This is a genomic window from Tessaracoccus zhenghani, from assembly GCF_054552775.1.
Map to the genome: position 1 here is coordinate 1,593,390 of NZ_CM137275.1, position 26,556 is coordinate 1,619,945.

Below are 26,556 nucleotides of genomic sequence, written 5' to 3' on the forward strand. Positions count from 1 at the left end.
GCGCCCATTGTTCCATGCGTAAGGTAAAGGCCATGAGCAACACGTGGTCTGTGGTTACCGGAGGATCGACAGGGCTGGGGGTGGCGTTCGCCGAACGCCTCGCCGCCGAGGGCAGCGACGTCTGGCTCGCTGCCCGCAGCGAGGAGCAGATGCAGGATGTCGCCCGCCGGCTGGAGTCCGAGTACGGCGTCGCCACCCGTATCTCGACAGTGGACCTGACGCACCGTGAGGCGCGGCGCGCGTTCGTCGAGGAGGTCCGTGCGGCCAAGGTGGGCCACCTGGTGAACAACGCCGGCTTCGCCCAGCTCGGCCGGTTCGCCGCCTCAGACCCCGAGGGCACCACCGACATGTTGGAACTCAACATCGTCGCGCTCACGGACCTCACGCACGCCGTCCTGCCGGGGATGCTGGAGCGCGGGCGGGGCGCCATCGTCAACGTCGCCTCCACCGCGGCGTTCCAGGCGACGCCCAACATGGCCGCCTACGCGGCGAGCAAGGCGTACGTCCTGCGATTCAGCGTCGCGCTGTGGCGCGAGCTCAAGCCCACCGGCGTGCGGGTCATCGCCAGCTGTCCAGGGGCGACCGAGACCGGGTTCTGGGCCCGGGGCGGCGACGAGAACATGATGCGCAACCGCCGCGCCCCGGAACAGGTGGCGACGGTGACGTTCGACGCGCTGCGGAAGCACCGACCGTTCGTCGTGGACGGCACCGTGAACCGGGTGATGGCGTTCGCCACCCGCCTGGTCCCGACGGGCCTGCAGACGCAGCTCGCCGACGTCGTCACCTCGTCGCGTTAGGAGACCGTGACGGCCTTGTTCTCCTTGACCTCGGTCGGCGGATCGCCGTCGAGGACGGTCACGGTGATGTCGAGGCTGCCCTTCGGCAGTGAGGTGGTCACCGTCCACACCCGCCAGCCCTCGACGTTGACGCCGGCCGTGGTCTGAGCGGTGGTCTCGAGGATGACCTCGCCCGAATCCTGATCCGTGATCCGGACGACGGGCACACCCACGCCCTCCTTCACGGTCCCGATGATCGAGGCCTGCCCCGCGCTCAGGGTCGCCCGGTTGCGGGGTGAACTGATCCACACCGCCGGCATCGGGGCCAGACCGGTGCGCCCGTACCCCTCGGGATCGTCGAAGCCCTCGGGCGGGGTGCCACCGTCGGAGCGGAAGAACACCTTCAGCCGCGGGTTGCCCACCAGCTCGGAGGCCGTGTAGATCACCTGGTCACGCGCGCGGGCGATGGCCACGGGTGACGTCAGGCCCTCGTAGGCCTCCGCCGACAGGTCCACGACCAGCTCGTCGCCGTGGATCTCGGCGCTCAGCAGCTTCCCGGCACTCCAGACGGTGCGGTAGTCCGGGTCCATCGGCACGAGGCCCAGCAGCGAGTTGAGCGCCGCCCGCACCAGGTTCCCGGTGGAGGGCAGATCGCGCAGTTCCCGGTAGAGCCGCCAGTCGCTGGCCACGTAGTACAGCGGCGTGTTGCGCACCGTGGCGTTGATCGACCGCGACTCCACCGCCGTCGGTGTGACCACCGGTTCAGCGGCGGGTTCGACGGTGGTGCCGATGTCGTCGCGCATCAACGCGGCCAGCACGATCCCGACGAGGACGGCGAGCACTGTCAACACCACCACTGCACGCGGCCGGAACCTGGTGCCGCGGTCTTCGGAGATGTGCTCCAGTTCACCCTCGAGCATGTCCGTCTCCGGCACCGCGGTGACGCGGGCCGCGGAGCGCAGCGCGGCCGTCAACTCCTGGGAGAGTGACTCGATCACACCGGGCTGGCTGCCGAGCGTCGGCGCACCGACCCTGGCACGCAGTTGTTCGAGCGCCCCCTCGAGCTTGACGTTCGCGCCGCGCACCGAGAGCCGCATGATGCCGGCCAGGTCCGGGCCGAACACCGAGAGGTAATGGCTGACGATGAGGAGCTCCGCGGTGCGCGGAGCCATGGCCGACACGGCGCGGAGGATCTCGTCCTGCCGGGGCTCATCCACCTGCGGCAGGTGCAGGGGCTGCAGCGCAGGCCGCGTGGCGCGCGCCAGATGCACGACGTGTTCCTGCACGAAGTAGACCCGCTCGACGGGGTCGATGAGCCGGTTGGACCGGCGCTGCAGCGCCAGCAGCGCGCTACGCACGATGGTGGCGGACCGGTCCTCGGCACCGAGGAGGACGCAGAGCCGGTGCAGGGTCGGCCCTTCCTCCTCGTACAGCCTGGGGAGCCAGTCTTCCGCCTCGTCGCCCGCCACGGGTCAGATACCGGCGTACGAGTGCAACCCACTGAACAGCAGATTGACGCCCACGAAGTTGAACCAGAAGGCGAACACGCCGATGACCGCGATGATCGCGACCGGGCGGCCACGCCAGCCCGCCGTCGCGCGGGCGTGCAGGTAGGCCACGTACACCACCCACGTGATGAACGACCACGTCTCCTTGGGGTCCCAGTTCCAGAACCGTCCCCAGGCGTACTGCGCCCAGATGGAGCCGGCCACGATGGTGAACGTCCAGAGGGGCACGGCGAACGCGTGCAGCCGGTAGGAGAGGAGGTCGAGCTTCGCGGACGACGGCACCTTCGCCAGGTAGCCCCGGATTTCACCCTGCCCCGCCTGGGCCCGGCTCTCGGCGCGTTCCCGGAGCAGGTAGAGGATCGAGGCGAGCGCCCCCACGTTGAAAGCCGCTCCGGCGATGGCCGCGGCCACGATGTGGATGACGAACCAGACGCTGTGCAGCGCCGGCACGAGCGGCGCGACCTCGACGTACCACTGCGTGACGGCCAGTCCGACCCCGACGGTGAACAGCAGCGTCATGCCCAACCCGAGCCAGCGCATCCCCCACTTCAGGGCCACCACGAGGTACAGGACCGCAGCGAAGGCCATCGTCGAGGTGATGAACTCGTACATGTTGCCCCACGGCGGACGCCCGGCCGCCACGCCCCGCAGCACGACGGCCGAAACCTGCATCAGTGCGGCCACCACGGTGAAGATCAGACCGAGCCGGCCGAACAGGTCCACGCGGGTGCGGGCACCGTCCTCAGAACCGTCGAGGGGACGCACCGGGGACTGTCCGCGCGCGGAGGACCATTCGACGGTGTGCGCGGCGAACGCGATGAGGTACACCACCGCGGCATAGACCATCAGGGTGTAGGACCACTCGGACAGGGTCGTCATGCAACGGGCTCCTCGTTGTCGGGGTGGGGCGCGGCCCCACCATTGTGCCCCGGTTCGCCGGTCACCGCCCCCAGCAGGGCGGCCACCTCCTCGTCGAGGCCTGTTGCCGTGTCGGTACGGTCGAGGCCGCCGACGATGACCTCACCGTCGGCGATGCGCACGAACAGCCGCCGGGGCCGGATGTACAAGCTAAGCGTGAGGCCGATGACGCCCACCGAGATGGCGATGAGGGTGAGCACGTTGCCGGGGGTCTCACTGACCTGGAGGCGCACCCACCGCTTGTAGCCGTCGAAACTCACGGAACCGAGGTCGTCCGGCAATGACATGTGCGCGCCGGGCAACATCCGGGCGCTCAGCACCTGCCCGTCATCGCCCGGCACCTGCTGCATGCCCTCGCTGTTGAGGACGTACACGTTCTCCGGCGCGCCGGTCTCGACGGCGGGCTCACCGAACCACGCGTTGAGGAAGACCTCCGGGTTGAGCGCATCCGGGAACACCGAATGGGGACCGGTCTCGTCCAGCACCGCAGTGGGGAGGAACCACGCCTCGAACGCCAGGCGCTGGGGGCGCGCGTCCGGCACCTTGATGACGCCGGCGGAGGAGAAGTTGCCGTCCTGGGGCAGGAACACGACGGGGCCGCTGAAGGCCACGTCGCCGTTGCCGTCCGTCACGGTGAAGATGGGGGCGTAGCCGTGGGCCTGCAGGTTCACCTGGGTGCCGCCGGCCGTGATGAGCGGTTCGTTGACCGTCATCTGCACGGGGCGCGTGCCCTGGGAATCCGAGAGCGTGACGTCGGCGTCGAAGACCCGGGCGGCGCCGCGCTGCACGTCTCCCGTCTCGAACTCGGCATGGAACTCGTCGATGGTGACGCTGAAGCGCTCCAGGTGGTCCGTGTCGAGGAAACCACCGGAGGTGAAGTCGTCGTACTGCGTGATGACGTTGGAGAAGCCGCGGCCCTCGACGACGATCGCGCTGCCGGAAAAGCCCCACAGGTTGGACCAGGCCAGCCCCACGAGCACGGCCAGGAGGGACAGGTGGAAGGTGAGGTTCCCGAACTCGCGCAGGTAGCCGCGTTCGGCGCTGACGCCCGCGTCGGTCACCCGGGTGCGGTACCGCTTGGACTCCAGCCACGCCTCCGCCCGCGCCTCGGGGGCCTGGCCCGCGGACGCCGTCGGGGCAAGGGCTGCGCGTGCCGTCACCGGCAGCCGCTCGATGCGGGCCGGCACGTTCGGCGGGGGTTTGCGCACCGCGCGCCAGTACTTCGTCACGCGCGGGATGATGCAGCCGATGAGCGAGGCGAACAGCAGGAGGTAGACGGCCGAGAACACCGCCGAGGTGTAGATGTCGTAGAAGCCCAGCGGCTCGAGGATGCGGTCCCAGAAGGGGTTGGCGGCCTTGAAGTCGATGACCTCGATGGGTTCGGTGTTGCGCTGCGGGATGATCGAGCCCGGGATGGCGGCGATGGCCAGGAGGAACAACAGCAGCAGCGCCGTGCGCATGCTCGTGAGCTGACCCCAGGCCCACCTCAGTGTCTCCGTGACGGGGTTGCGCCGGTTCACAGGATCGTCCCGAAGTTGGCGGCCCACTGTCGGAGCACCACCATCAGCATGTCCCAGAGGCCGGTGATCATCGCGACGCCCACCAGCATCATGACGATGCCCCCGATGCGCTGCATCAGACGTTGGTTGCGCTTCATCCAGTTCAGCCGCGGCGCCAGGGTCGTGAAGGCCAGCGCGAAGGCGACGAACGGCAGGCCGAGGCCCAGGGCGTAGAAGAAAGCCAGGATGCCGCCGCGCGTGGCGGAGCCCTCATTGAGCGCCATGGTGAGCACCACAGACAGCGCGGGTCCGATGCAGGGCGTCCAGCCCAGGCCGAACACCATGCCGAGGAACGGCGAGGCCCACACCCCCATCTTCGGCGTCACGCTGGGCGTCCACATGCGCGGCATGGGGAGGAAGCCGGCGAACGCGGCGCCCAGCACCAGGATGATGAAACCGAGCACGATCGTGATGAGCGAGGAGTTGCTGAGGAGCGCGCCACCGATGCCGCCGATCAGCGCCCCGGTGAGCACGAAGACCACGGAGAAACCGAGGATGAAGCCGAGGGTGCCGAACAGCAGCAACCGCTTCTTCGCCGTGCCGTCGGCGATCTCGCTGGCCCCCAACCCCGACGCGTAACTGAGGTAGCCGGGCAGCAACGGGAGCACGCACGGGGAGGCGAAGGACACCAGGCCGGCGAGCACCGCGACAGGGATGGCGAGCAGCATCGACGACCCGAGGGCCGTCTGCACCCAACTCTCCAACAGGATCACGAGGCGTTCACGTCCTCCACGATGCCTTTCAAGGTCGATGCGCTGACCTCTCCGAGCACGCGTGCGGCGACGCGGCCCTCCGCGTCGATGACCACCGTGCTGGGGATGGCCTTGGGCGGCAGCTGGGCGAATTCCAGCAGGAGGACGCCGTCGGGGTCGTGGAGCGACGGGTACCCGATGCCGAACGAGCGCTCGAACGCCAGGGCGGCGGCAACGGTGTCGCGGGTGTTGATGCCGAGGAAATTGGCCGTGCCCTCGAGTTCTTCGGAACTCTTCACCAGCTCGGGGGCCTCCGCGCGGCACGGGGCGCACCAGGATCCCCATACGTTGATGATCAGTGGCTGCCCGGCGAAGTCCGCCGTCGAGAGCGTCTCCCCGTCGAGCGTCTCGCCTTCCAGCACCGGGGCCTCGGAGCGTTCCTCCGGCGCGATGATGGTCACGCTGCCGTCGCCCCCGACGAAACCGGCCGTGCCCCCGGCGCCTTCGTCCTCTGCCGTGGAACAGGCGCTCAAGAGGAGCGCGGCAGCGGCGAGCCCGGCGACCAGTCGGGTCACGTGCCCACCCTCCACCTGCGGCCGGCCTTGACCGGCAGGAGGTCTGCGGCGGGCTCCGCGTAGTCGACGGCGGTCACCCGGCCGTCGCGGAGGGTGAAGCTGGTCACGGAGCAGAGCGTGCACTGCCGCTTCCGCGGGTCGTGGGCGAAGCGGCGGCCCTCCGCGGCCATCCGCGCGATCCAGATGGACAGCTGGTGGCTCACGACGAGGGCCTGACCGCCGTCACCGGCGGCGACGGCCGCGTCCTGGATGGCGGCGGCCATCCGCTTGGCGATCTCCGTGTACGGCTCACCCCAGCTGGGAAGGAGGGGGTTGCGCATGTGCCAGAACATCCTGGGGTCCCGCAGGGCGCGGTTGTCGCGGCCGAAGGACTTGCCCTCGAACTTGTTGTCGGCCTCGATGACCCGCTCGTCCTCGACCACCTCGAGCTGCGGGAACAGCGCCGCCGTGGGCGCCAGGGTCTCCTTGGCGCGCTGCAGCGGGGAGGTGCGCAGGTGCGTCAACGGCACGTCGCGCCAGTGGTCGGCCATGCGGGCGGCCATCTGGTGGCCGAGTTCTGAGAGGCCGAAGCCGGGGAGTCTGCCGTAGAGCAACCCGTCCGGGTTGTGCACCTGGCCGTGCCGCATGACGTGCACCGTAGCTGTGGTCATGGGGAGAGCCTACGCAGTGGCTTCAACGGGCTTGCGCCGGCGACGCCGCTTCCGTTGCGAGGGCTTCGTGAGCGGCAGCCCGGCGTCGATCTGGTCCTGCCTGCGGCGGTCTGCGAAACGGGCGAGCGACTCGGCCAGCGACTCGAACGTGGGAGCGTCGGCGGTCACGTCGACGCGGAGCCCGTGGATCTCGCAGGCGGCGGCAGTTGCCGGCCCGATGGCGGCCACGACGGTGGCGGCGTGGGGCTTACCCGCGATGCCGATCATGTTGCGGACCGCGGTGGCGGACGTGAAGACGACGGCGTCGAAGTTGCCGGTCTTGATGTCCTCGCGCACCTCCGGCGCGGGAGGCGCTGCACGGACGGTGCGGTAGGCGGTGACCTCTTCCACTTCCCAGCCGAGCTTGCTCAGCCCGACGAGGAGGGGCTCGACGGAAACGTCGGCGCTGGGCACGAGTACCCGGTCCAGCGGGTCGATGAGGTCGTCGTAGGCCGGGAACTCATGGGCGAGGGCGCCGGTGGTGTTCTCCACCACGGGGACGAGGTCCGCCTTGATGCCCAGCCTGGTGAGCGCCTCGACAGTGCCGCGACCGACGGCGGCGAGGTTGATTCCGGAGAGCGCGCGTGAGTCCAGGCCGTACTCGTCGAGCCGCTCGGCGATGGCGCCCACGGCATGGGGCGAGGTGAACACGACCCACAGGTAGCGACCGTCGACGAGGCCGCGAACGGCGCGTTCCATGGCCTGCTCGGTGCGGGGCGGCTCAATGGTCATGGTCGCCACGATCTCCGTGGAGGCGCCGTAGTGGGCGAGTTCCTCGACGAGGGGATCGAGCGGGTCCTTGGTGCTGGGGGCGACCACCCGCCAGTCGAACAGGGGCTTGCCCTCGAACCAGGCGTAACGCTGGCGGCGGGATTCCTCGATGCCGGGGCCGACGATGAAGAAGCACTCGTCTGCGTCCGAGCTGTCCACCTCGGCCCAGGTGAGCAGTTCGCTGACCTGGCCAGTGCTGCCCACGCCCGTGAGCGAGAGGCAGGAGCCGTCGGCGCCGTAGCGCTGGATGGCCTGCTCGGCCAGCCGGCCGGCGGATTCGCCGGTGGCGCGCACGATCAGCGTCTCGGCGGCGGGCCATCTGTTGATGTCCGGCACCTCGAGCGTGGCGTCGAGAGCAGCGAACGACGACGTCGCCGCAACGGCACCGAACGACAGGGCGGCGCTCCACCGGTTGATGCCCGGCACGACGTTGACGCGCAGACCTGCGGCCTGGAGAACTTCCGGCAGCACCCCACCTGCGTCGGCGTCGGTGAAGAAGTCTCCTCCGTGGAGACGGACGACCTTTCGCCCCTTGGCGACCGCACTGAGAATGGCCGTGACCTCGTCGTCGCCACCCGCGAACCGGAGTTCTGCGTGAGCGGGGACGAGATGACTGACCGGTTCCTCGTCGTCGTCCTCGTCGATGATGACCAGATCCGCCATCCGGAGGGCGCGGGACCCGCTCATCGTCAACAGGCCCAGGTCTCCGGGGCCAGAGCCGACGAAGGTCACAGAACCTCCAGTTGGTTCAAACTCCGGCGGGGAGGCCGGGGAGGTTGGTTCCAAGGAGCTGGTCACGTCGAGGATTTTCCGTTCTTAGGCCTTCAGGGGGTCCAGTCTGCGGAGGTGAGCTGAGGCGCGCTGGTAACCAGCGCCGCACGCAACGCCTTCTCGTCGACGAACCAGTAGCCGTGCAGCTCCTGATCCACGAAGGTCACCGGGACGTGGTCTGTAAACCGCGCCCGAAGATGTTCGTGGGTGTCGACATCAATGACGCGCCAGCCCACTCCCATATCCTCACAGGTTCTGCGGATGACGGCTTCGGCTTCCACACAGAGGTGGCAACCGTCGCGGGTCAACAGCAGTACCCGGGAGGGTGGAGTCACTACTTACCGGCGCGGCGACGCTGAATACGAGTGCGCTTCAGCAGCTTGCGGTGCTTCTTCTTCGACATGCGCTTACGGCGCTTCTTGATGACAGAACCCACTGTGTGCCTTTCTAGCCGGGGTTGTACTACGGACGTATCGACTGTCCTGCGGACGGTCAGACTCTCAATCTTAACCTGCACCGGGCAGGTTCAACCAATCCCGCTCCCGCGCGGGCACGGTCAGTGACTAGCTCTTGCCCATCTCGATGCCGCGGGTGCGGCACGCCTCGATGGCGTCGAGGAACGCGGCGCGCACGCCGTGGTCGTCGAGCGAGCGCAGGGCGGCTGCTGTGGTGCCTGCCGGCGACGTGACCATCTCACGCAGTTGGGTGGCCGACTTGCCGGTTTCAGCCAGCATTGCGGCCGATCCGACGAACGTCTGCGTCACCAGCTCGGTGGCCTCCGCGCGGGTGAGCCCCTGGTGCACCCCGCCTTCGATCATGGCCTCGGCGACATAGAAGAGGTAGGCGGGACCGGAGCCCGACAATGCGGTCAGCGCGTCCAACTGCTTCTCGTCGATCACGACGGCGCGGCCCACGGCGTCGAGGAGCCCACGGACCCGCTCGACGTGCTCCACGGTGGCCTGGTTGCCGCGGACGACACCGGCCATCCCCTTGCCCACCAGCGCGGGTGTGTTCGGCATGACGCGGATGACTGCGCGCCCCGGCACGGCGCTCTCCAGCGCTGCGAGGGTCACGCCGGCGGCGATGGAGACCACCAGGCTCTCCCCTGCCAGGTCGTCCTTCAGCACCTTCAGGATGCCGTCGATCTGGTGCGGTTTGACCGCCAGGACGACGGTGTCTGCCTGCGCAGCCTCCGCGAGCGACACCCCGGTCACGCCGTGGCGCTCCTCGAGCTCCTGCACGCGCGGCTCGTAGGCGTCGACGATCACGATGTCGGAGCTGGGGATGCCAGAAGCCAGCCAGCCGGCGATGAGGGCCTCCCCCATGGCCCCGGCGCCGATGACCGCGATCATTTGACGAGCAGTTCTGCGATCTGGATGGTGTTCAGCGCGGCGCCCTTGCGCAGGTTGTCGTTGCTGATGAACAGCACGAGGCCCTTGTTGCCCTCGATGCTGCGGTCCTGACGGATGCGGCCCACCAGCGACGTGTCGCCGCCCGCGGCGGCCAGCGGCGTGGGCACGTCGGAAAGTTCGACACCGGCGGCTTCCGCCAGCACGGCGCGCGCCTCGTCCGGGGTGATGTCGCGGTCGAAACGGGCGTGGACGCTGAGCGAGTGACCGGTGAACACGGGCACCCGCACGCAGGTGCCGGCGACGAGCAGGTCAGGGAGATGGAGGATCTTGCGCGACTCGTTGCGCAGCTTCTTCTCCTCATCCGTCTCGCCCTCACCGTCGTCGACGAGGTTGCCCGCCAACGCCACCACGTTGAACGCGATGGGGGCGACGTACGGGCCGGTGCTGGTGGGCTGGAACTGCGAGCCGTCGTGCGCGAGCACGGTGGGGTCCTCGATCTGGCCGAGTTGGCCCGCGAGCGCCTCCACCCCGGCGACGCCGGAGCCGGAGACGGCCTGGAACGTGGTCACCTGCAGCGCGGCGAGGCCCGCCGCGTCGTGGAGGGCCTTGAGCACCGGCATGGCCGCCATGGTGGTGCAGTTGGGGTTGGCGATGATGCCGAGTTCGGCCTTGTCGACGTCCTCCGGGTTCACCTCGGAGACGATCAGCGGCACGCGCTCGTCGAGGCGCCAGGCGCTCGAGTTGTCGACGACGGTGGCGCCCGCTGCGGCGACCTTCTCGGCGTACGCCTTGGAGGTGGAGCCTCCCGCAGAGAACAGGGCAACATCGAGACCGGCGAAGTCTGCCTTCGCCATGTCCTCCACGATGATCTCCTCGCCCTTCCAGGGCAGCGTCCGGCCGGCGGACCGCTCGGAGGCGAAGTAACGGATCTCATCGACGGGATAGTTGCGCTCCTCGAGCAGGGTACGAAGGACTCCGCCGACCTGCCCCGTGGCACCAAAAATTCCAACACGCATGGGCGCATTGTAACCGCCGATGCCGACGTCGCCATGGTCGGCGAGTGGCTGTGGACGGCTGGGGCAGAACGCGCTCGTCCGCACGGGCACAAGCTGGAAATGGCGGGCTTCAGGTTCCAGACTCAGTGCTGGGTTTGGCGCCGTCCTTGGCATCAAAGCCAGCAGTGAACAGCCAACCCGATTTCGCTGCTGGATGTGGCGCCCTTGACGATGGGCACCGTCAAACCGGAAGGCTGACCTCAGAGGCCGACCCACCCCATCACCACGGGCAGCAGCGGTGCACCGAGGAAGGCGACGATGTCCAGCAACGTGTGCACGACCACCAGCGGCATGACCCGCGTGATCTTCAGGTAGAGCCAGCCGAAGACCAGGCCCATGACCAGGTTGCCGATGAAGCCGCCGAAGCCCTGGTAGAGGTGGTACCCGCCCCTGATCACGGCGCTCACCACGAGGATGACCCACATCTGGCCGCCTCGCTGGGCCCATCGGGTGAACAGGTAGCCCACCATCACGACCTCTTCGAGCACGCCGTTCATCACCGCCCTGGCCAGCAGCATGGGCACCGTCCACCAGTTGTCCGCCAGGTTCGCCGGTTGGACCTGGGTGTTGATGCCGATCTGGAAGGCGAAGATGAAGAAGGCCAGGCCCGCCACGCCGATGACGGCGAACACGCCGAGACCCCACGCCACGTCGAAGCCGGGTCTGCGGAGGTCGAAACCCATCACGCGCCAGGGCCCCTCGGCCGGGCGGTGGTGCACGGCCAGCAGAAACAGGACGAGCACCACGGGCATCAGCGGGAAGATGAGGCCGGCCAACTGGTACGCGAGGTCGAGCCAGGGCCGGTCCGGTGTGGTGGACGTGTTCATCCGCGTCACCTGCTGCGCCAGCGGCTCCGGGCGGGTGAGCTTGTTGATGATCGACAGCAGTGCGTAGACCGCGGACTGGCCGAGCGAGATGAGCAGCACCACCACGATCTCGGTGCGCAGGCGCTGGAGCCCCGGGCGGGGAACGGACGTGACTGTCATGGCCTCAACTCTTGTCGGCCACCGCGCGCAGGTAGCTGAACGCTGTGCGGGGGCGGGCGGCGATGCGGGTGGTCAGGTACTCGAACCAGCCCGGCCCGAAGGGGACATAGGTGCGCGACGTGAAGCCGATGTCCGTCAGGCGACGCTGTTCCAGCGGCCGCACGCCGTAGAACATCTGGAACTCGAACCCGTCGCGGGGGATGGCGTTGCGGCGCGCAAGGTCCTGGGCGATGGCGATCAGCGTGGGGTCATGCGAGGCCAGCATGGCGTAGGAACCCGATTCCATGGCGACGCGGAGGCAGCGCACCAGGGCAAGCTGCTTGTCGCGCTCCCTGCGGTAGCCCATCGACGGCGGCACGGGGTAGGAGCCGACGCACAGCCGCACGCGGGCACCGGCACCGGCAGCTGTGGCCAGGTCACGCTCGGCGCGTCGGATGTCGGCCGGCAACGTGATGCCGAGGAGGGGGTGGTCCAACCGGGCCCGCTGCCAGAGGTCCAGCGTGGGCTGGTACTTGTCTGCCCCCTGCATCTCCAGCGTGATCAGGGCCCCGGCGTCATCTGCGGCCCGGCACAACCCGTCCAGCACCGCTGCTGCTGCCACGCGGTCGTCGCGGAGGCCGAGGGACGACGGCTTGACCGACAGTTCAGCGCCCCGGGCGAGGTCCCCCAGATGCTCGAGTGTCTCGAGGATCCGGCCCGGCGACTCCGACTCGTCGTCGCTGGTGGGCAGGTAGGCCAACGAGATCTCGAGGCCCTGCTTCTTCAGCTTACGGGCCACCGCGATGGCGTCGGCCTCGGCGGGCACCACGTACGCGCTGGCGAATTCCTCGGCCACGCCGCTACTGAGGGCGGCACCCTGAACCCACCGAGACCGGATCACGGAGCGCACTGCGCTGTGGAGCCGCGACATATCAGTGGGCCCCGGCCTGCGCCTTGGCGAGCGTGTCGCGCACGGTCTGCAGGGCCCCGCCCAAGAGGTCCTCGCGTTCGTGGCGCGAGCGGGCGCGGCGCGTCGACACCTCGAGCACGATGTGCCCCGTGTACCCGGCACGCACGATCTCAGCCAGGACGCCCCAGGCGTTCTGGTCCCCCTCGCCGGGAAGCAGGTGTTCGTCCTTGAAGGACCCGCGACCGTCCGTGAAGTGCACGTTGGCCAGCCTGTCTCCCCAGGCGTGCACGAAGTCCATCGACTGACGCTGCGAGGTGGAGGCATGGGACAGGTCCAAGGTCAGGTGGTCATAGTCATAGGGCGTGGGATCCCAGCCGGGCAGGTAGGTCTGCATCGGACCTGCAGGCGTACGCCAGGGGAACATGTTCTCCACGCAGAACTTCACGCCCCCCTCGGCGTTGAGCCGCTTGATGCCGTCCACGAAGCCGGCACCGTACTCACGCTGCCAGCGGAAGGGGGGGTGCACCACGACGATGTCGCCGCCCAGGTGCTGCACCGCCTCGCCGGATCGCTTGAGTTTGCCCCACGCGTCGGAGCCCCAGGTGCCCTGGGTAATCAGCAGGGTGGGCGCGTGCACCGACAGCACCGGCACGCCGTGGTAGTTCGCCAGTTTCTCCACAGCCGCGATGTCTGTGGACAGGGCGTCGACGCCGACCATCAGTTCGATGCCGTCGTACCCGAGCGCAGCCGCCAACTCGAATGCGCTGGCGGAGGCTTCCGGATACACGGAAGTGGTCGACAAGAGAACCTTCGACTGGGTCACATCGCCACCCTACCGCGCACACAGATCCCGCCGGTTGACCCGTGGGATCGCGATCGCCGACACCACGCCGATAGCCGCCCGGCAAGCCCCGATTAGTCGTTTCGCCCCCACGAGGGGAAGAATGTCGGTATGCACGTCGACCATTTGATCTTCGCAACCGGTCCCGCAGGTCTCAAGGGTGAGGCTGAACGACTGGCTGACGCACTGGGCACCGAATACAAGGACGGCGGTTTCCACCCCCGGTTCGGTACGCGCAACCACATCATCCCCTTGGCGGACGCCCGCTACATCGAGGTGGTCGAGGTGCTCGACCACCCCGCAGCGGACAAGGCCGCCTTCGGCCAAGCCGTCCGCGCCCGCTCCGAAATGGGCGGCGGCTGGCTCGGCTGGGTACTGAGCGTCAACGACATCTCCCCCTACGAGAAGCGCCTCGACCGCTCCGCAGTGCCCGGCTCACGCCTGTTCCCCGACGGCCGCCGGCTCGAGTGGGTCCAGATCGGCATCCGCGGGCTCATCGCCGATCCGCAGCTCCCCTACTTCCTCGAATGGAAGTCGGACGATTCGCTCCGCCCCGCCGCCCTCCACGGCGACTGCGCATTGAAGGAACTGCAGATCTCGGGCTCGGCGGACCGCCTCTCCGAATGGCTGGGCGTGGACGTCGCGGACCAGATCGACGGCATCAAGCTGGACCTGGTGTCGCCCAACGGCACCCCCGGCCTCAACTCCGTCACGTTCGACACCCCCTCCAAGGGCACCGTCACCATCTAACTCGTGGCGCCATCGACGACGGCTCGTCCGACTTTGTCTGCGCCGTGACCTAGGCTCAAGCGCGTGGCGAAGAAACAGGACACCTACAACTGCACCGAGTGCGGCTGGACGTCCGTGCGCTGGGTCGGCCGCTGCGGCGAATGCCAGGCCTGGGGCACGGTGGTCGAGCGGGGGGCGCCACGGCTGCGCGCGGTGGCCTCCTCCGTGCCCATGCAGCAGGCGGTGCCCATCTCGCAGGTGCCCACGGATTCGGCCCAGCGCAAGCTGACCACCATCGCCGAACTGGACCGCGTGCTGGGTGACGGCCTCGTTCCCGGTGCGGTCGTCCTGTTGGCAGGCGAGCCCGGTGTCGGCAAATCCACGCTCCTGCTCGACGTCGCCGCCAAGTGGGCCCGCTCCGGTGAGAAGACCCTCTACATCTCCGGCGAGGAGTCCGCGTCCCAGGTGCGGCTACGCGCTGAACGCACCGGCGCCGTCGACGACGAGCTGTACCTCGCCTCGGAGACAGACCTCGGCACGGTGCTGGGCCACATGGAACAGGTGCGCCCCTCCCTGCTGGTGCTGGACTCGGTGCAGACCATCTCTGCCGCGGACGCGGACGGCGCGCCGGGCGGCCCCAGCCAGGTCCGCGAGATCACCGCCGCCATCGCCCGCGTCGCCAAGCGTGAGAACATGGCGGCGATCATCGTCGGGCACGTCACGAAGGACGGCGGCATCGCCGGTCCCCGCACGCTGGAGCACCTGGTGGACGTGGTGCTCACCTTCGAAGGGGACCGCCATTCAGGTTTCCGCATGGTGCGGGCCACGAAGAACCGCTACGGCCCCGCAGATGAGGTGGGCTGCTTCGAGATGAGCGAGAACGGCATCGTCGAGGTGCCGGACCCGTCCGGGCTGTTCACCACCGCCCACAATGAGCCGGTGCCCGGCACCTGCGTCACCGTCACGCTCGAAGGCCGGCGTCCGTTGCTGGCGGAGATCCAGGCGCTCATCGCCCCCTCGCCGCAGTCGTCGCCGCGCCGCACCACGCACGGGCTCGACGGCTCCCGCATCGCCATGGTGCTGGCCGTCCTCGAGCGCAAGGTCAAGCTGCCGCTGTCGGCGCTCGACGTCTACGCCTCGACGGTGGGCGGAGCCCGGGTCACGGACCCTTCGGCAGACCTCGCCGCGGCAGTGGCCATCGCATCAGCCGCCCTGGACAGGCACTACCCCAAACGGCTCCTGGCCCTAGGCGAGGTGGGCCTGGCCGGAGACCTCCGCAGGGTGCCGGGTGCCGAGCGTCGCCTGGCAGAGGCGGGCCGGCTCGGCTTCGAATTGGCCATCATCCCCACCGGCTCGCGCGACGTCACGGCCCGGGTGCCGAAGCTCGGGAACCTGCGCGTGGTCGAGGTTCCCACTCTGGCAGACGCCCTGGGGGTACTGGATCTCCGGCGGCCCTGACCTCGCCCGGCCCCGTTGGGCGATTTTGCCGCGGTGACAGGATGCGCACGCCGCCACCGCGCGGCGCGGCTTAGGATACGAGGGCGCAGACAGCAGACGGAGGGCAGCAACACGTGAAGACCACCACCTCCATCCCGGGGCTGTTGGTACTGCACCTGAACGTGCAGTACAACGACGACGGGTGGTTCAAGGAGAACTGGCACCGGGGGTCCTTCGGTGCGGCCGGGTTGCCGGATTTCGGGCCGGTGCAGCAGAACGTCACGCACACCGTGGACCGCGGCGTCACGCGCGGCTTCCACGCCGAGCCATGGGGCAGGCTCATCACGCTCACCAGCGGACGCGCCATGGGCGCCTGGGTGGATCTCCGGCCCGGCGAGTCCTTCGGCCGCACCTTCTACTGTGACCTGGACACCTCGGTGGCCGTGTTCGTGCCGCGCGGGGTGGCCAACGCCCACCAGGTCCTGGAGGACGGCACCACGTTCTCCTACCTGTTGGAGCACCACTGGACCCCCGATGCGCGCAAGCAGTCCGCCACCGCGAACCTCTTCGACCCGGCGCTGAACATCCCGTGGCCGATCTCACGGGACCGCGCGCTCGTCGCCCAGCGCGACGCGTCGCTGCCGCTACTGCAGGACGCCCCGCCGATGCCCCCACGACGCACGCTGGTCGTCGGCACCGACACCTCGTTGGGCAGGGCCCTGGCCCGCCAACTCCCTCAAGCCGTGGGCCTGCCCTCCTCCGCCTTCGATGCTGGAGCTGCCCCCATCGACCTCTGGGCGTTCGACACCATCATCGGGGCAGCCGGCAGACTCCCCACCGGGCTCCCGGACCAGTTCGAGCGCGAAGAGACGTGGTCGTCCGCCGCCGTCCGGGCACACCGGCTCGCGGAGATCGCCCGCACGCACCGGCTGCGCTACGTACACCTCTCGGACGACGGGGCACTGCAAGGCCCGGGTCCGGAGCACGGTGAAACCGACGCGCTGGACCTCGGTCATCCGCACGGGCAGGCGCTGGCGGCCGGCGAACTGATCGCCGCGACGGTCCCCCGCCACCTGATCATCCGGACCGGCTGGGTGATGGACCCGGATGAGGGGTTCCTCCGCGACATGACCGCCCGGGCCCGGCACCATCAGCCCGTCACCGTGCTGGGAGATCACTTCGGCCGGTTGACCTTCACGGACAACCTCGCGGCGGGAATCATCCACCTCGTCCGGACGGTGGCCGCTCCCGGCGTCTACAACCTGACCGGTGACGGCCGGTCGGTGAGCTGGGCGCAGGCGGCGCAGCGGGTGTTCCAGATCGTCGGCGCAGATCCGGCTCTGGTGCACAGTTCGGCTGTTGCCGATGCCCCATCCCCCGCCCTGCTGCGGCTCGACAAGATCAAGGCCACCGGCTTCACACCGGACAACGCGTGGCTGGGCCTCATCGACAAGGTGCACGGGGCCAAGCCCGCACCGCTGCAGGCCACCGGGGAGGCCGCTACAGCAGCGGCAAGGATGCCGGGCAGGCCCTACACGGTCATGTTCGTCTGCACGGCCAACATCTGCCGCTCGGCCTATGCAGATGTCGTCGCCCGGGCGCGCAGGGTGCCGGGTCTCCGCTTCCTCTCGGCAGGGATCCAGGCCCTCGTCGGGCATGAGATCGACCCGCCCATGGCGGCACGTATCGTGGACGGCGACTCCTCCACCCACCGCGCCCAGCAACTGACCCGGGCCATGCTCGAAGAGGCAGACCTGGTGATCGCGATGGCCGCAGACCACCGTCGCTACATTCTCGACAGTTGGCCGGCGCTGGGCCGCAAGGTGTTCGTCATCGGGCACATCGCCCGGGAACTCGCCACCCTGCCGGAGTCCGCCACCCTCAGCGGAGTCACGGAGCACCTCTGGAGGCACCGCACCTCGGACACCGCTGATGACGTGCCGGACCCGTACGGCCGCGGCGACGCGGCGGCCAGGACGGCAGCGGACAGCATCGACACCCACCTCGACATCATCCTCGGGGCTCTGACCGAGCTGGCCGGCCGTGACTGAGTGGCTCCGCATCGGCGAGGTGTCACGCCTCACCGGCCTGACGCACCGCACGTTGCGGCACTACGACGAGCTCGGCCTGCTGGTGCCAAGCGGCCGTTCCTACTCTGATTACCGGCTCTACTCGCCGGAAGACATGGAGCGGCTGCTGGCCGTTCAGCACCTCAAGTCGCTGGGCCTCAGCCTGGACGAGGTGCGGCAGGTGCTGGACGACCCGGGAACGGACGCGGCTGAACTGATCGGCCGGCACATCGTGGCCGTCGAGGCGCGCATCGGCGAGGAGCAGGAACGGCTGGCCCGGCTCCAGCGGCTGCGGGCAGCCGCGCAGACCGGGTGGGACGACGTGCTCGACGTGCTGTCGCTGGGCGAACAACTCCAGCACGAGGACCCCAATGTGCGGTTCCGGGCCGCGCTCACCGAGCAGGGGGCGGCCGCCGTCGAAGACCTCGTGGAGAGGCTCCGCTCAGATCCGGAGCCGGGCGTCAGGGAGGCGGCCACCTGGGCGCTGGTGCACCGCGGCGCCGTCGTGATGAACGCCATCGCGTCGCTCGGAGACGGTGACGAGCAGGCCCGCCGGTCACTGGCCCACGTCCTGGGCAAACTCCGCGACCCGGTGGGGATCGCCACGCTGGGAGAGCTCGCGCACGACGACTCCGAGGAGGTCGCCGCCAGGGCTGCCTTCGGGCTGGGACAGGTCGGCGGCGAGGCCGCAGCGAAGCTGCTGGTGCCGTTGCTCTCCGATGAGCGCGGCGCGGTGCGTGAGGAGGTGACCCGGAGCCTCGGGCGCATCCCCGAAGCTGGATGGTTGCTCAGGGACGCAGCCGTCGACGCTTCGGCCGTCGCGCGCTTGCACGCCATCGAGGCCCTCGCGGGTCACTCGGACCCGGCCGACGTGCCGGTGCTCATCGCCGCGCTGCACGACGCGGACCCCGAGGTGCGCCTGGCCGCCCTGCTGGCGCTGGGCGAACGACCCGAACCCGAGGCGGCCGCCGCCATCCGGGAGGAGGCCTCGTCGACAGACGATCGCACCCGGTTGGTGGCGCGGCGGTTGCTCGGGTCGTCCTAGCCCGCCGCCCCACGTCGCGTCGCCGCTGACCGCCGATTGAGCGCCCCGGCTGGTAGCGTCGATCACCCGAAACAGGAGGACGGCAATGAACAGCGACCAGTACCACGGCAGCGGCCAGCTCCCAGAGGACATCACTCCCCTCCCCGGCGTGAAGGCGCAGGACCCGGACACGGGAGCGGAGGACCCCCGCCGCTCGGACGAGGAGATCGCCGACGAACTCGAAGACGATCCGGCGATCGATTCCGACACCGGCACCGTCCTGGATGCGGACGACGACAACCTTGACGATGACATCGACGAGGACGGCACCGACGACCTCGGCGCGGTGCCGTTCACACCCGTCCAGCCCAAGCATCTCGGCGGCTGACCGGGGCCTGTCGGATTGACCGACGGGCCCCGGCCGCCACTGGAGCTCAGGAGGGGTTGTGCACCCGCTCCTCGAGGAAGCGACGCGCGACGGCCGCGAGCGAGCGGTCGTCGCCCTCAGCCACGCGGGCCAGTGCTTCGTCAGAGGCGTAGCCCAGTTGACCGAGCGCGGAGACGGCGGCGAGCCGCACGTCGGCGTCCTCGTCGGCCGTGGCCTTCTCCAGGGCTTCAGCGGCGCTGTCCGCCTCGGGTCCGCCGACGTAGCCGAGCGCCTCGGCGGCGTGCTCACGCACGGCCGTCGACTCGTCGGTCAGCCGTGCCACCAGTGCGGCCACACCGCCCTGGCCGAGCTTGCGGAAGGCGTCACTCAGCGCGTCGCGTTGCCAGTCGTCGCCGTCGCCCAAGCGGGCGGCCAGGTCACCGGCGGCCAAATGGCCGCCCGTGTTGGCAGCGGCCCGGTACGCCTTGAGCGCGACGTCCTTGTGCGGGTCCGCCACCAGCCCACGGACGTGCTCGAAGTGCTCCGGGTTGCCCACCTTGCTCACCACGTGGGCCCCGGTGAAACGGACGTGCTCGGAGTCGCTCTGCAGCATGGCGAGGATCTCGTCGTTAGCCTCGTCGGCGTGCTGCACCACGGCCCACGTGAGGTCCTCCCGCACGCGTCCGTCGGTCTCCGTCTTCAGGTGCGCCAGCAGCGCCGGGACGACGGCCGGGTCCTTGATGGACCCGAGAGCCAGCGCGGCCATGCGACGGTCGGTGCCGACGGGGGAATCGAGCTGATTGATCAGGGTCTGGGCATTTCGTGTCATGCCTCAGAACGTAAAGCCTCACGTCGCGTGAAGGTCAACCGGCGAAACCGGGGTCGACTACGCTGTGGGCAGAACCAGGGACAGGGAGCAACGATGCCGGACATGGCCATGATCACCAGGTTGGGCACGCTGCTGGTGCGCCACATGGGCGCCTTCAGCACGCAGAGCTCCGAGATCCCTGGTGACTCGCCGGACAGCAACAAGACGGCTGAGGACGCGCGCAACTTCACGCGGTCGCTCGAGGAGATGGGCCCCACCTTCATCAAGTTCGGGCAACTCCTGTCCACGCGGCGTGACCTGCTGCCCGCCGTCTACACCGACGAGCTCAGCCGGTTGCAGGACGACGTCGAAGTGGTGCCCGTCGAACAGATTCGCGCGCGCATCGAAGAGTCGCTGGGCGCGTCCGTGAACGCGATGTTCTCGGAGTTCGACGACGTGCCGATCGCCGCCGCCTCCCTCGCGCAGGTGCACCGGGGGGTGACGAAGTCCGGCCGCGACGTCGTCGTGAAGGTGTTGCGCCCCGGCGTGCGCGACCGGGTGCGCAACGACCTGGATTCCCTCGCAGGCCTGGCAGATTTCGTGGACCACAACACACCCGTCGGCCCCCGCCTCGGTGCCGCGCGGATGCTGGCCCAGTTCCGGCGCTCCATGGCCGACGAGCTGGACTACCGCAAGGAGGCGGCGAACCTGCGCCTGTTCGCGGACCTCGCCGAGGACGAACGCGACCTCGTGGTGCCCACCCCCATCGACGACTACTCCACAGACGAGGTGCTCACGCTCGAGTTGATGCCCGGGAAGAAGATCACCGACGTCGGCAGGATCGAACTGCTCGACGTCGACGGCCCGGCGCTGGCGGGTTCGCTGTTCCACTTCATGCTGAAGGCCATGCTGGTGGACGGCATCCTCCACGCGGATCCCCACCCCGGCAACCTGTTCCTCACCCCGGACCACCGCATCGCCATCCTCGACGTGGGCATGGTGGTGCGTCTGCCCGCGCGGGTCCGGACGTCGCTGGTGAAGCTGCTCGTGGCCATCGGCGACGCCGACGGCGAGGCCGCGGCCATGGTGCTGGCCGGGATGGGCCACCCGCTGGAGGACTACGATGCGGCGGCCTTCCGTGACTCCGTCACCCACCTCGTGTCCACCACGCTCGCCATGGGCCCGGATCTCCAGGCGGGCACCGTGCTGATGGAACTGGCCCGGCTCTCAGGGGAACACGGACTCCGTCCTCCCGCGGAGATGACGATGGTGGGCAAGGCGCTGCTGAACCTGGATCAGGCCACGCAGCACCTGGATCCCGGCTTCACGCCCATCGAGGCCATCCGCGCCAACGTCTCCACCATCCTCCGCGCCGGTTTCAGCCCGAGCGCCGGCCAGACGCTGCTGAGCGGGCTGGAGGGCAAGGAGTTCATCGAGCGGCTCCCCCGCCGCGCGAACCGCATCCTCGACTCCCTCGCCGAGGGCGAGTTGAGCTTCAACATCAACGCCGTCGACGAGGACCGGCTCCACATGGTGCTGCACCAGGTGGCCAACCGGGTGTCGGTCGCGCTGATCCTGGCCGCGATCACGGTGGCGGCCGCCCTGCTGATGGTCGCCGACGTCGGGCCCCACCTACTGGGCTACCCCGCGCTGGGCGCGATCTTCTTCCTCATCGCCGCCATCGGGGGCCTCGTCATGGTGGTCGGGATCCTCTTCGAGGACCGGCCCCCGGTCCGACGCGTCAAGCGCCGTGACAGGCGCCGCAAGCTGTACGACGACGCCCCGTAGACTGACCCCGACGTAAGGAGTCCAGGTGCCAAGGTCCGCCATCCGCCGCTATCTGCGGTTGCTCGCGCCGGGCACCCAGCTGCGCGGGGGCCTGGATCGCATCCTGCTCGGCCGCACCGGCGCCCTCATCGTGCTCGGCAACAACACGAGGGTCCAGCAGGTGTGCTCGGGCGGCTTCCAACTCGGCGTCGACTGCACCGAGCAGAATCTCCGCGAACTCGCGAAGCTCGACGGGGCGATCATCCTCTCCAACGACCTCAGCCGCATCGTGGCCGCCGGCGTGCACCTCGTGCCGGAGGGCGATCTTCCCACGGCCGAGACGGGCACCAGGCACCGGTCGGCGGACCGCACGGCCCAGTCTGCCGGCGTGCCGGTGGTCACCGTATCGGCCTCTATGAGCACCGTCTCCCTCTTCCTGGGGGGCCGGCGCCATCCCGTCGAGACCGTGCCCCAGGTGATCAGCCGGGCGAACCAGACGCTGGCCACTCTGTCGCGCGTCGTCACGCGGCTCACAGACCAGATGGAGCAGTTCACGCTGCTCGAGATCGGCGAGCAGGTCACCCTGCGCGACCTCACCCACGTCGCGCACCGCCTGGAACTCACCCGCAGGTTGTCCACGGAGATGCAGTTCCATGTGGACATCCTCGGGGTCGAGGGGAGGATGGTCGCGCTGCAGCACACGGAACTGGCCAGCCACTTCGAGGGGGTCGCGGATCTGCTGACGGAGGACTACGCGCACAACCTGTCGGACCCCTCGGAATTCGACCTGCTGGCCCTGCACAACTTCTCTCCCGAGGAACTCTTCAGCGGCGGCCTGGTGGCGGAGCGGCTGGGGTTCGGGGCGAACGCCAACCTGGAACAGAGCCTGGAGACGCGCGGCGTGCGACTCCTCTCCCGGGTGGGCCGGTTACCGGCGCCGATGGTGTCGAAGCTGGTGGGCAGGTACACCCTGCAGGAGATGTTCGGCGCCTCCGTGTCGCAGTTGATGGAGATCGACGGGATCGGCCCACGCCGTGCGCGCCAGATCCGCGACGCCCTGCTGCGGATCACGGACTCCAGCGGTTCCTGACAGACGCCCGTCAGCCGCGAACCCCCTGGAGAGCACTTCCCGGACTGCGCTAAGGTGGACGCCGAACACAGGGGAGCGCCACCGGGGCGCTGAGAGTGCGGGAGGCCGCAGACCCTCAAACCTGATCCGGTTAGCACCGGCGTAGGGAGTTGGGAATTCTCCTCGGCATCCGCCGAGCCCTCCTCTTGAAGGAGCGGACATGAAGTTCTTCGTACACTCTGCCATCGCGGCCGCCGCCGTGCTGGCGCTGGCGGCCTGCGGCGGAGCGGCCACCCCGGGGGGCACGGAAGGCCCCGCGCGCGAGACGTCCGAGGCGCTCACCTCGTCGTCGACCTTGACGGTGGTGACCCACGATTCGTTCAGCCTGCCGGACGACCTCAAGGCCCGGTTCGCCGAGGAATCCGGCCTGGACGTGACCTACGTCCAGCCCGGCGACAGCGGCACCCTGGTCAACCAGCTCATCCTCACGAAGGACTCGCCGCTCGGCGACGTGGTGTTCGGCATCGACAACACCTACGCCTCGCGCGCCGCGGAGGAGGGTGTCCTCTCCGGTTACGAGTCAGAGGCCCTCCCGGAGGAGGCCAGGGCCATGGCCACCGAGGGCCTCACGCCCATCGACTTCGGCGACGTGTGCATCAACGCCGACAAGCGCTGGTTCGCCGAGCACGACCTGACCATCCCGGCCACCCTCGACGACCTCCTCAAACCCGAATACAAGGACCTCCTCGTCGTGACCCACCCGGCGTCCTCCTCGCCGGGCCTGGCCTTCCTGCTCGCCACCATCGGCGAGAAGGGCGACGGCTGGCTCGACTACTGGTCCGCCCTGGCGGACAACGGCCTGAAGGTCGCCTCGGGTTGGACCGAGGCCTACTACACGGACTTCTCGGGCGCCGACGGCGCAGGGCCCCGCCCGCTGGTGCTGAGCTACGCCACCTCCCCCGCGTACACAGTGGACGGGGACGAATCCACCACCGAAGCGCTGCTGGACACGTGCTTCCGCCAGGTCGAGTACGCCGGCGTCCTCGCGGGCGCCCAGAACGAGGAAGGCGCCCGCGCCTTCGTCGACTTCCTGCTCAGCCCCGAGGTGCAGAGCGTGTTCCCCACCGAGATGTACATGTACCCTGCGGCGACCGACACCGAACTGCCCGAGGAGTGGGCCCGCTTCGCGCCGCTGGCACCGTCGCCGGTGGAGGTCTCCCCCGAAGAGATCGACGCGAACCGCGACCAGTGGATCCGTGACTGGACCGAGGCCATGGGGTGAGATCGACCCTGGGTTGGCGGCTGGGATGGGCGCTGACGGCGCTCGTTCCGGCCGCCTTCCTGACGCTCTTCTTCGCGTGGCCCGCCGCCGCGCTCGTGCTGCGGGGCTTCCACGACGACACCTCATGGACGCTCGAGGGTTTCAGTTCAGTCTTCGGCTCCCGCCGCACCTGGGGGGCCATCTGGTTCACCCTCGGCACGGCCACCGCCTCCACGCTGCTGTGTCTGGTGCTCGGGTTGCCGGGCGCCTACCTCCTCTACCGCTGCCGGTTCCGCGGCCGCGACACCTTGCGCGCCCTCATCACCATCCCCTTCGTGCTGCCCACGGTGGTGGTGGGCGTCGCATTCGGCTCATTGCTGCGCCCCGACGGGCTGCTCGGCTGGCTCGGCCTGGCCGGCACCCCGGCCGCCATCCTCGCCGCGATGGTGTTCTTCAACTACTCCGTGATCGTGCGCACGGTGGGCACCCTCTGGGCGCGCCTCGACCCGCGCCTGGCCCAGGCCGCCGGCACGCTGGGCGCCTCTCCCCTCCGCACACTGCGCACCGTGACGCTGCCGGCCCTGACGCCGGCGATTGTCTCCGGCGCATCCCTGGTGTTCCTGTTCAGCGCCTCCAGCTACGGCATTGTGATGGTGCTGGGCCAGACCCGCTACCGCACCATCGAGACCGAGATCTGGTTCCTCACCACGCAACTCCTCGACCTGCCGTCGGCCGCCGCCCTGTCGATCACCCAGCTCGTCATCGTGTCCGCCGCTCTCTGGCTGAGCGGCCGCGCCCAGGCCCGCATGACCCGCGCCCTGAGGCTGCAACCCGACGTCGACTCGGAGCGCGGCCTCTCCCTGCGCCGCGACGGTCCGGCGCTCGGCCTGACGCTGGCCGTGGCCGTGGCGCTGCTCGGCCTCCCCCTCGCCAACCTCGCGTGGCGCTCACTGCACCGCGACGGTGGGTTCACCGTCGTCAACTACCTGCAACTCGCCGCCGAGGGCGGCGCCGGAGTGAGCGTGTGGGCAGCACTCCGCACCTCACTGGTCACAGCCATCGCAGCGACGGCCATCGCCGTGACCCTCGGGCTGCTCGTGGCGCTCGTCGCCTCCAGGCGACCCCGACGCGCGGCGGGCAGATCCGCACTGGCCGTGGTGGAGTCGCTGTTCCTGCTGCCGCTGGGCGTGTCCGCCGTCACCGTGGGCTTCGGCTATCTGATCACGCTGAACCGGCCGCCGCTGGACCTCCGCTCCAGCATCGTGCTCATCCCCGTGGCCCAGGCCGTCGTCGCCCTGCCGCTCGTGGTCCGCACACTGCTGCCCACCCTGCGCGCCATCGACCCCCGCCAACTCGAGGCCGCGGCCACGCTGGGCTCCACGCCCTGGCAGGTGGTGCGCCGCATCGAGCTGCCCCATCTCGGCCGGGCGGTGGGCCTGGCGGTGGGGTTCGCCTTCGCCACCTCGCTGGGTGAGTTCGGTGCCACGAGTTTCCTGGCCCGGCCGGACAACCCGACGCTGCCTGTGTTGATCTTCCGGCTGTTCGGCCGCCCGGGCGCAGAGAACTACGGCGTGGCGCTGGCCGCCTCCGTGGTGCTGGCAGGATTGGCAGGGATCACGATGGCCGCCGCCGAACGCCTGCGGCCGAAGGAGGTGGCCGCGTGGTGACCGGTCTGGAAGTACACGATGTGTCGGTCCGTTACGGCCGCACGGTCGCCGTCGACGACGTGTCGCTCCGGGTGGAGCCGGGCACGATCGTGGCGCTGCTGGGCGCGTCCGGATCCGGCAAGTCGACGCTGCTGCGGGCCATCGCCGGCCTGCAACCCCTCTCGTCGGGGGCCATCCTCTGGGACGGCGAGGACCTCGCCCCCGTGAAGGTGCACAAGCGCAACTTCGGCCTGGTGTTCCAGGACGGCCAACTGTTCCCGACAATGAACGTGGCCCGCAACATCGCCTACGGCCTGGGCAGACTCCCCAAGCCGGAGCAGTACGAGCGCGTGGAGGAGATGCTCGAACTCGTCGGCCTGGCAGGCTACGGCAGCCGCCGGCCCACCGAACTGTCCGGAGGCCAGGCCCAGCGGGTGGCGCTGGCCCGCTCGTTGGCCCCGTCGCCACGGGCCCTCCTCCTCGACGAGCCCCTCTCCGCGCTCGACACCGGTCTGCGCCGCCGGCTGGCCGACGACCTCGCCAGGATCCTGCGCGAGACCCACACCACCGCCGTCTACGTCACCCACGACCACCAGGAGGCGTACACCATCGCGGACTTCGTGGCCGTGCTCGACGAGGGCCGGCTGCTCCAGCTGGCCTCCCCCGAGATCCTGCGGGAGCGGCCGCACAGCAGGCAGGTCGCCGCCTTCCTGGGCTACCGCGCGTTCGTCGTCGAGGCCGAGGCGCGCCGCCTGGGCTGGACGGGCAGCCTGGCCACGGGCGAGCTGCTGGGCATCGGCCCCGCCTCGCTCCAGTTGGATCCGCACGGTCTCGAGCTGGCGGTCGTCGACCAGACGCTCACCATCGACGACGTCGAGGTGAAGGTGCTGTTGCCCGACGGCCAGACCGCGACGGTGGCCTCGCCGTCGAAACTCGACACGCTCTCAGTTCGGGTGACCCTGGTCGGGGGCGCGATCGTTCCGGCGTGACACAATGT

The 26,556-nt window shown here is 69.4% G+C and carries 26 protein-coding genes and 1 riboswitch; of the genes, 11 read left to right on the top strand and 15 right to left on the bottom strand.

The genetic code is table 11. The features are described 5' to 3' along the window. The first annotated feature begins 32 nt into the window (after positions 1-32). Positions 33-797, top strand: a complete 765-nt coding sequence (locus ACX1DX_RS07665) for an SDR family NAD(P)-dependent oxidoreductase (RefSeq protein WP_459398153.1) — start codon at positions 33-35, stop codon at positions 795-797. On the opposite strand, the gene ACX1DX_RS07670 is transcribed toward ACX1DX_RS07665, so the two are convergent. From ACX1DX_RS07670 to ACX1DX_RS07735, 14 genes are all read right to left on the bottom strand, one after another. After that, complete coding sequence (locus ACX1DX_RS07670; protein WP_459398154.1) at positions 794-2,245, bottom strand: GerMN domain-containing protein; 1,452 nt, start codon at positions 2,243-2,245, stop codon at positions 794-796. The two genes, ACX1DX_RS07665 and ACX1DX_RS07670, sit on opposite strands and share 4 nt — an antisense overlap. Positions 2,246-2,248: 3 nt before the next feature. Then, positions 2,249-3,163 carry a c-type cytochrome biogenesis protein CcsB gene (gene ccsB, locus ACX1DX_RS07675; RefSeq protein ID WP_076061905.1) on the bottom strand — a complete coding sequence of 305 codons (915 nt, stop codon included), beginning with the start codon at positions 3,161-3,163 and terminating at the stop codon, positions 2,249-2,251. Then, positions 3,160-4,749: a cytochrome c biogenesis protein ResB gene (resB, locus tag ACX1DX_RS07680; protein WP_459398155.1), complete on the bottom strand. Its 1,590-nt coding sequence runs from the start codon at positions 4,747-4,749 to the stop codon at positions 3,160-3,162. The genes ccsB and resB overlap by 4 nt, the downstream gene beginning before the upstream one ends. Next, positions 4,719-5,429, bottom strand: a complete 711-nt coding sequence (locus ACX1DX_RS07685; RefSeq protein WP_459398194.1) for a cytochrome c biogenesis CcdA family protein — start codon at positions 5,427-5,429, stop codon at positions 4,719-4,721. Before ACX1DX_RS07685 ends, resB begins: the two co-directional genes overlap by 31 nt. A gap of 41 nt (positions 5,430-5,470) precedes the next feature. Then, positions 5,471-6,028, bottom strand: coding sequence for a TlpA family protein disulfide reductase (locus ACX1DX_RS07690; RefSeq protein ID WP_459398156.1), 558 nt, complete (start codon positions 6,026-6,028; stop codon positions 5,471-5,473). After that, complete coding sequence (locus ACX1DX_RS07695; protein ID WP_459398157.1) at positions 6,025-6,678, bottom strand: histidine phosphatase family protein; 654 nt, start codon at positions 6,676-6,678, stop codon at positions 6,025-6,027. The genes ACX1DX_RS07690 and ACX1DX_RS07695 overlap by 4 nt, the downstream gene beginning before the upstream one ends. A gap of 9 nt (positions 6,679-6,687) precedes the next feature. Continuing rightward, on the bottom strand, positions 6,688-8,286 hold the full coding sequence (locus ACX1DX_RS07700; RefSeq protein WP_143570966.1) for a uroporphyrinogen-III synthase: 1,599 nt from the start codon (positions 8,284-8,286) through the stop codon (positions 6,688-6,690). A 26-nt stretch (positions 8,287-8,312) separates the two neighbouring features. After that, complete coding sequence (locus tag ACX1DX_RS07705) at positions 8,313-8,594, bottom strand: glutaredoxin family protein (protein ID WP_076061899.1); 282 nt, start codon at positions 8,592-8,594, stop codon at positions 8,313-8,315. Continuing rightward, entirely contained in the window at positions 8,594-8,695 is a 102-nt protein-coding gene (locus ACX1DX_RS07710) for a 30S ribosomal protein bS22 (protein WP_074436903.1), read from the bottom strand. Before ACX1DX_RS07710 ends, ACX1DX_RS07705 begins: the two co-directional genes overlap by 1 nt. Before the next feature lie 127 nt (positions 8,696-8,822). Continuing rightward, a complete protein-coding gene (proC, locus tag ACX1DX_RS07715; RefSeq protein ID WP_459396147.1) occupies positions 8,823-9,611 on the bottom strand; it encodes a pyrroline-5-carboxylate reductase in 789 nt (262 codons plus the stop codon). After that, positions 9,608-10,627, bottom strand: a complete 1,020-nt coding sequence (locus tag ACX1DX_RS07720) for an aspartate-semialdehyde dehydrogenase (protein ID WP_459396148.1) — start codon at positions 10,625-10,627, stop codon at positions 9,608-9,610. The genes proC and ACX1DX_RS07720 overlap by 4 nt, the downstream gene beginning before the upstream one ends. Positions 10,628-10,866: 239 nt before the next feature. Then, positions 10,867-11,652 carry a CPBP family intramembrane glutamic endopeptidase gene (locus ACX1DX_RS07725; RefSeq protein ID WP_459396149.1) on the bottom strand — a complete coding sequence of 262 codons (786 nt, stop codon included), beginning with the start codon at positions 11,650-11,652 and terminating at the stop codon, positions 10,867-10,869. 4 nt (positions 11,653-11,656) lie between these two features. Then, positions 11,657-12,487 carry a proline dehydrogenase family protein gene (locus ACX1DX_RS07730; protein ID WP_459396150.1) on the bottom strand — a complete coding sequence of 277 codons (831 nt, stop codon included), beginning with the start codon at positions 12,485-12,487 and terminating at the stop codon, positions 11,657-11,659. A 76-nt stretch (positions 12,488-12,563) separates the two neighbouring features. Continuing rightward, complete coding sequence (locus ACX1DX_RS07735) at positions 12,564-13,364, bottom strand: sugar phosphate isomerase/epimerase family protein (protein WP_459396151.1); 801 nt, start codon at positions 13,362-13,364, stop codon at positions 12,564-12,566. 129 nt (positions 13,365-13,493) lie between these two features. Here ACX1DX_RS07735 and ACX1DX_RS07740 point away from each other — a divergent pair, with 129 nt between their 5' ends. The 5 genes from ACX1DX_RS07740 (at position 13,494) to ACX1DX_RS07760 (ending at position 19,029) form a co-directional block, all read left to right on the top strand. Then, entirely contained in the window at positions 13,494-14,132 is a 639-nt protein-coding gene (locus ACX1DX_RS07740) for a VOC family protein (RefSeq protein ID WP_182763991.1), read from the top strand. A 63-nt stretch (positions 14,133-14,195) separates the two neighbouring features. Next, positions 14,196-15,569 (top strand): DNA repair protein RadA, encoded by a 1,374-nt coding sequence (gene radA / locus ACX1DX_RS07745; protein ID WP_459396152.1) that lies wholly within the window; start codon positions 14,196-14,198, stop codon positions 15,567-15,569. Between the two features lie 113 nt (positions 15,570-15,682). Beyond that, positions 15,683-17,599 (top strand): dTDP-4-dehydrorhamnose 3,5-epimerase family protein, encoded by a 1,917-nt coding sequence (locus ACX1DX_RS07750; protein WP_459396153.1) that lies wholly within the window; start codon positions 15,683-15,685, stop codon positions 17,597-17,599. Beyond that, positions 17,592-18,662, top strand: a complete 1,071-nt coding sequence (locus ACX1DX_RS07755) for a HEAT repeat domain-containing protein (RefSeq protein WP_459396154.1) — start codon at positions 17,592-17,594, stop codon at positions 18,660-18,662. The genes ACX1DX_RS07750 and ACX1DX_RS07755 overlap by 8 nt, the downstream gene beginning before the upstream one ends. A gap of 85 nt (positions 18,663-18,747) precedes the next feature. Continuing rightward, entirely contained in the window at positions 18,748-19,029 is a 282-nt protein-coding gene (locus ACX1DX_RS07760; RefSeq protein ID WP_459396155.1) for a hypothetical protein, read from the top strand. Between the two features lie 46 nt (positions 19,030-19,075). On the opposite strand, the gene ACX1DX_RS07765 is transcribed toward ACX1DX_RS07760, so the two are convergent. Further along, complete coding sequence (locus tag ACX1DX_RS07765; protein ID WP_459396156.1) at positions 19,076-19,837, bottom strand: HEAT repeat domain-containing protein; 762 nt, start codon at positions 19,835-19,837, stop codon at positions 19,076-19,078. Positions 19,838-19,939: 102 nt separating this feature from the next. Here ACX1DX_RS07765 and ACX1DX_RS07770 point away from each other — a divergent pair, with 102 nt between their 5' ends. From ACX1DX_RS07770 to ACX1DX_RS07790, 5 genes are all read left to right on the top strand, one after another. Continuing rightward, a complete protein-coding gene (locus ACX1DX_RS07770; RefSeq protein ID WP_459396157.1) occupies positions 19,940-21,604 on the top strand; it encodes an ABC1 kinase family protein in 1,665 nt (554 codons plus the stop codon). 25 nt (positions 21,605-21,629) lie between these two features. Continuing rightward, positions 21,630-22,673 (top strand): DNA integrity scanning diadenylate cyclase DisA, encoded by a 1,044-nt coding sequence (gene disA, locus ACX1DX_RS07775; RefSeq protein ID WP_459396158.1) that lies wholly within the window; start codon positions 21,630-21,632, stop codon positions 22,671-22,673. Positions 22,674-22,732: 59 nt separating this feature from the next. Further along, positions 22,733-22,838, top strand: a riboswitch (TPP riboswitch). A 34-nt stretch (positions 22,839-22,872) separates the two neighbouring features. Then, the gene (locus ACX1DX_RS07780; RefSeq protein ID WP_459396159.1) at positions 22,873-23,934 is read left to right on the top strand and encodes a thiamine ABC transporter substrate-binding protein; all 1,062 of its coding nucleotides are present in this window, start codon (positions 22,873-22,875) and stop codon (positions 23,932-23,934) included. Continuing rightward, complete coding sequence (locus tag ACX1DX_RS07785) at positions 23,931-25,580, top strand: ABC transporter permease (protein ID WP_182763999.1); 1,650 nt, start codon at positions 23,931-23,933, stop codon at positions 25,578-25,580. The genes ACX1DX_RS07780 and ACX1DX_RS07785 overlap by 4 nt, the downstream gene beginning before the upstream one ends. Beyond that, complete coding sequence (locus tag ACX1DX_RS07790) at positions 25,574-26,548, top strand: ABC transporter ATP-binding protein (protein ID WP_459396160.1); 975 nt, start codon at positions 25,574-25,576, stop codon at positions 26,546-26,548. The genes ACX1DX_RS07785 and ACX1DX_RS07790 overlap by 7 nt, the downstream gene beginning before the upstream one ends. Positions 26,549-26,556 lie beyond the last annotated feature (8 nt).

Bases quoted from the DNA above. Each gene is read 5' to 3' on its own strand.
- ACX1DX_RS07760 (WP_459396155.1), top strand. From the start codon at position 18,748: ATGAACAGCGACCAGTACCACGGCAGCGGCCAGCTCCCAGAGGACATC.
- ACX1DX_RS07740 (WP_182763991.1), top strand. From the start codon at position 13,494: ATGCACGTCGACCATTTGATCTTCGCAACCGGTCCCGCAGGTCTCAAG.
- ACX1DX_RS07720 (WP_459396148.1), bottom strand. From the start codon at position 10,627: ATGCGTGTTGGAATTTTTGGTGCCACGGGGCAGGTCGGCGGAGTCCTT.
- ACX1DX_RS07685 (WP_459398194.1), bottom strand. From the start codon at position 5,429: ATGCTGCTCGCCATCCCTGTCGCGGTGCTCGCCGGCCTGGTGTCCTTC.
- ACX1DX_RS07725 (WP_459396149.1), bottom strand. From the start codon at position 11,652: ATGACAGTCACGTCCGTTCCCCGCCCGGGGCTCCAGCGCCTGCGCACC.
- ACX1DX_RS07770 (WP_459396157.1), top strand. From the start codon at position 19,940: ATGGCCATGATCACCAGGTTGGGCACGCTGCTGGTGCGCCACATGGGC.
- ACX1DX_RS07780 (WP_459396159.1), top strand. From the start codon at position 22,873: ATGAAGTTCTTCGTACACTCTGCCATCGCGGCCGCCGCCGTGCTGGCG.
- proC (WP_459396147.1), bottom strand. From the start codon at position 9,611: ATGATCGCGGTCATCGGCGCCGGGGCCATGGGGGAGGCCCTCATCGCC.
- ACX1DX_RS07765 (WP_459396156.1), bottom strand. From the start codon at position 19,837: ATGACACGAAATGCCCAGACCCTGATCAATCAGCTCGATTCCCCCGTC.
- ACX1DX_RS07695 (WP_459398157.1), bottom strand. From the start codon at position 6,678: ATGACCACAGCTACGGTGCACGTCATGCGGCACGGCCAGGTGCACAAC.
- ccsB (WP_076061905.1), bottom strand. From the start codon at position 3,163: ATGACGACCCTGTCCGAGTGGTCCTACACCCTGATGGTCTATGCCGCG.
- ACX1DX_RS07665 (WP_459398153.1), top strand. From the start codon at position 33: ATGAGCAACACGTGGTCTGTGGTTACCGGAGGATCGACAGGGCTGGGG.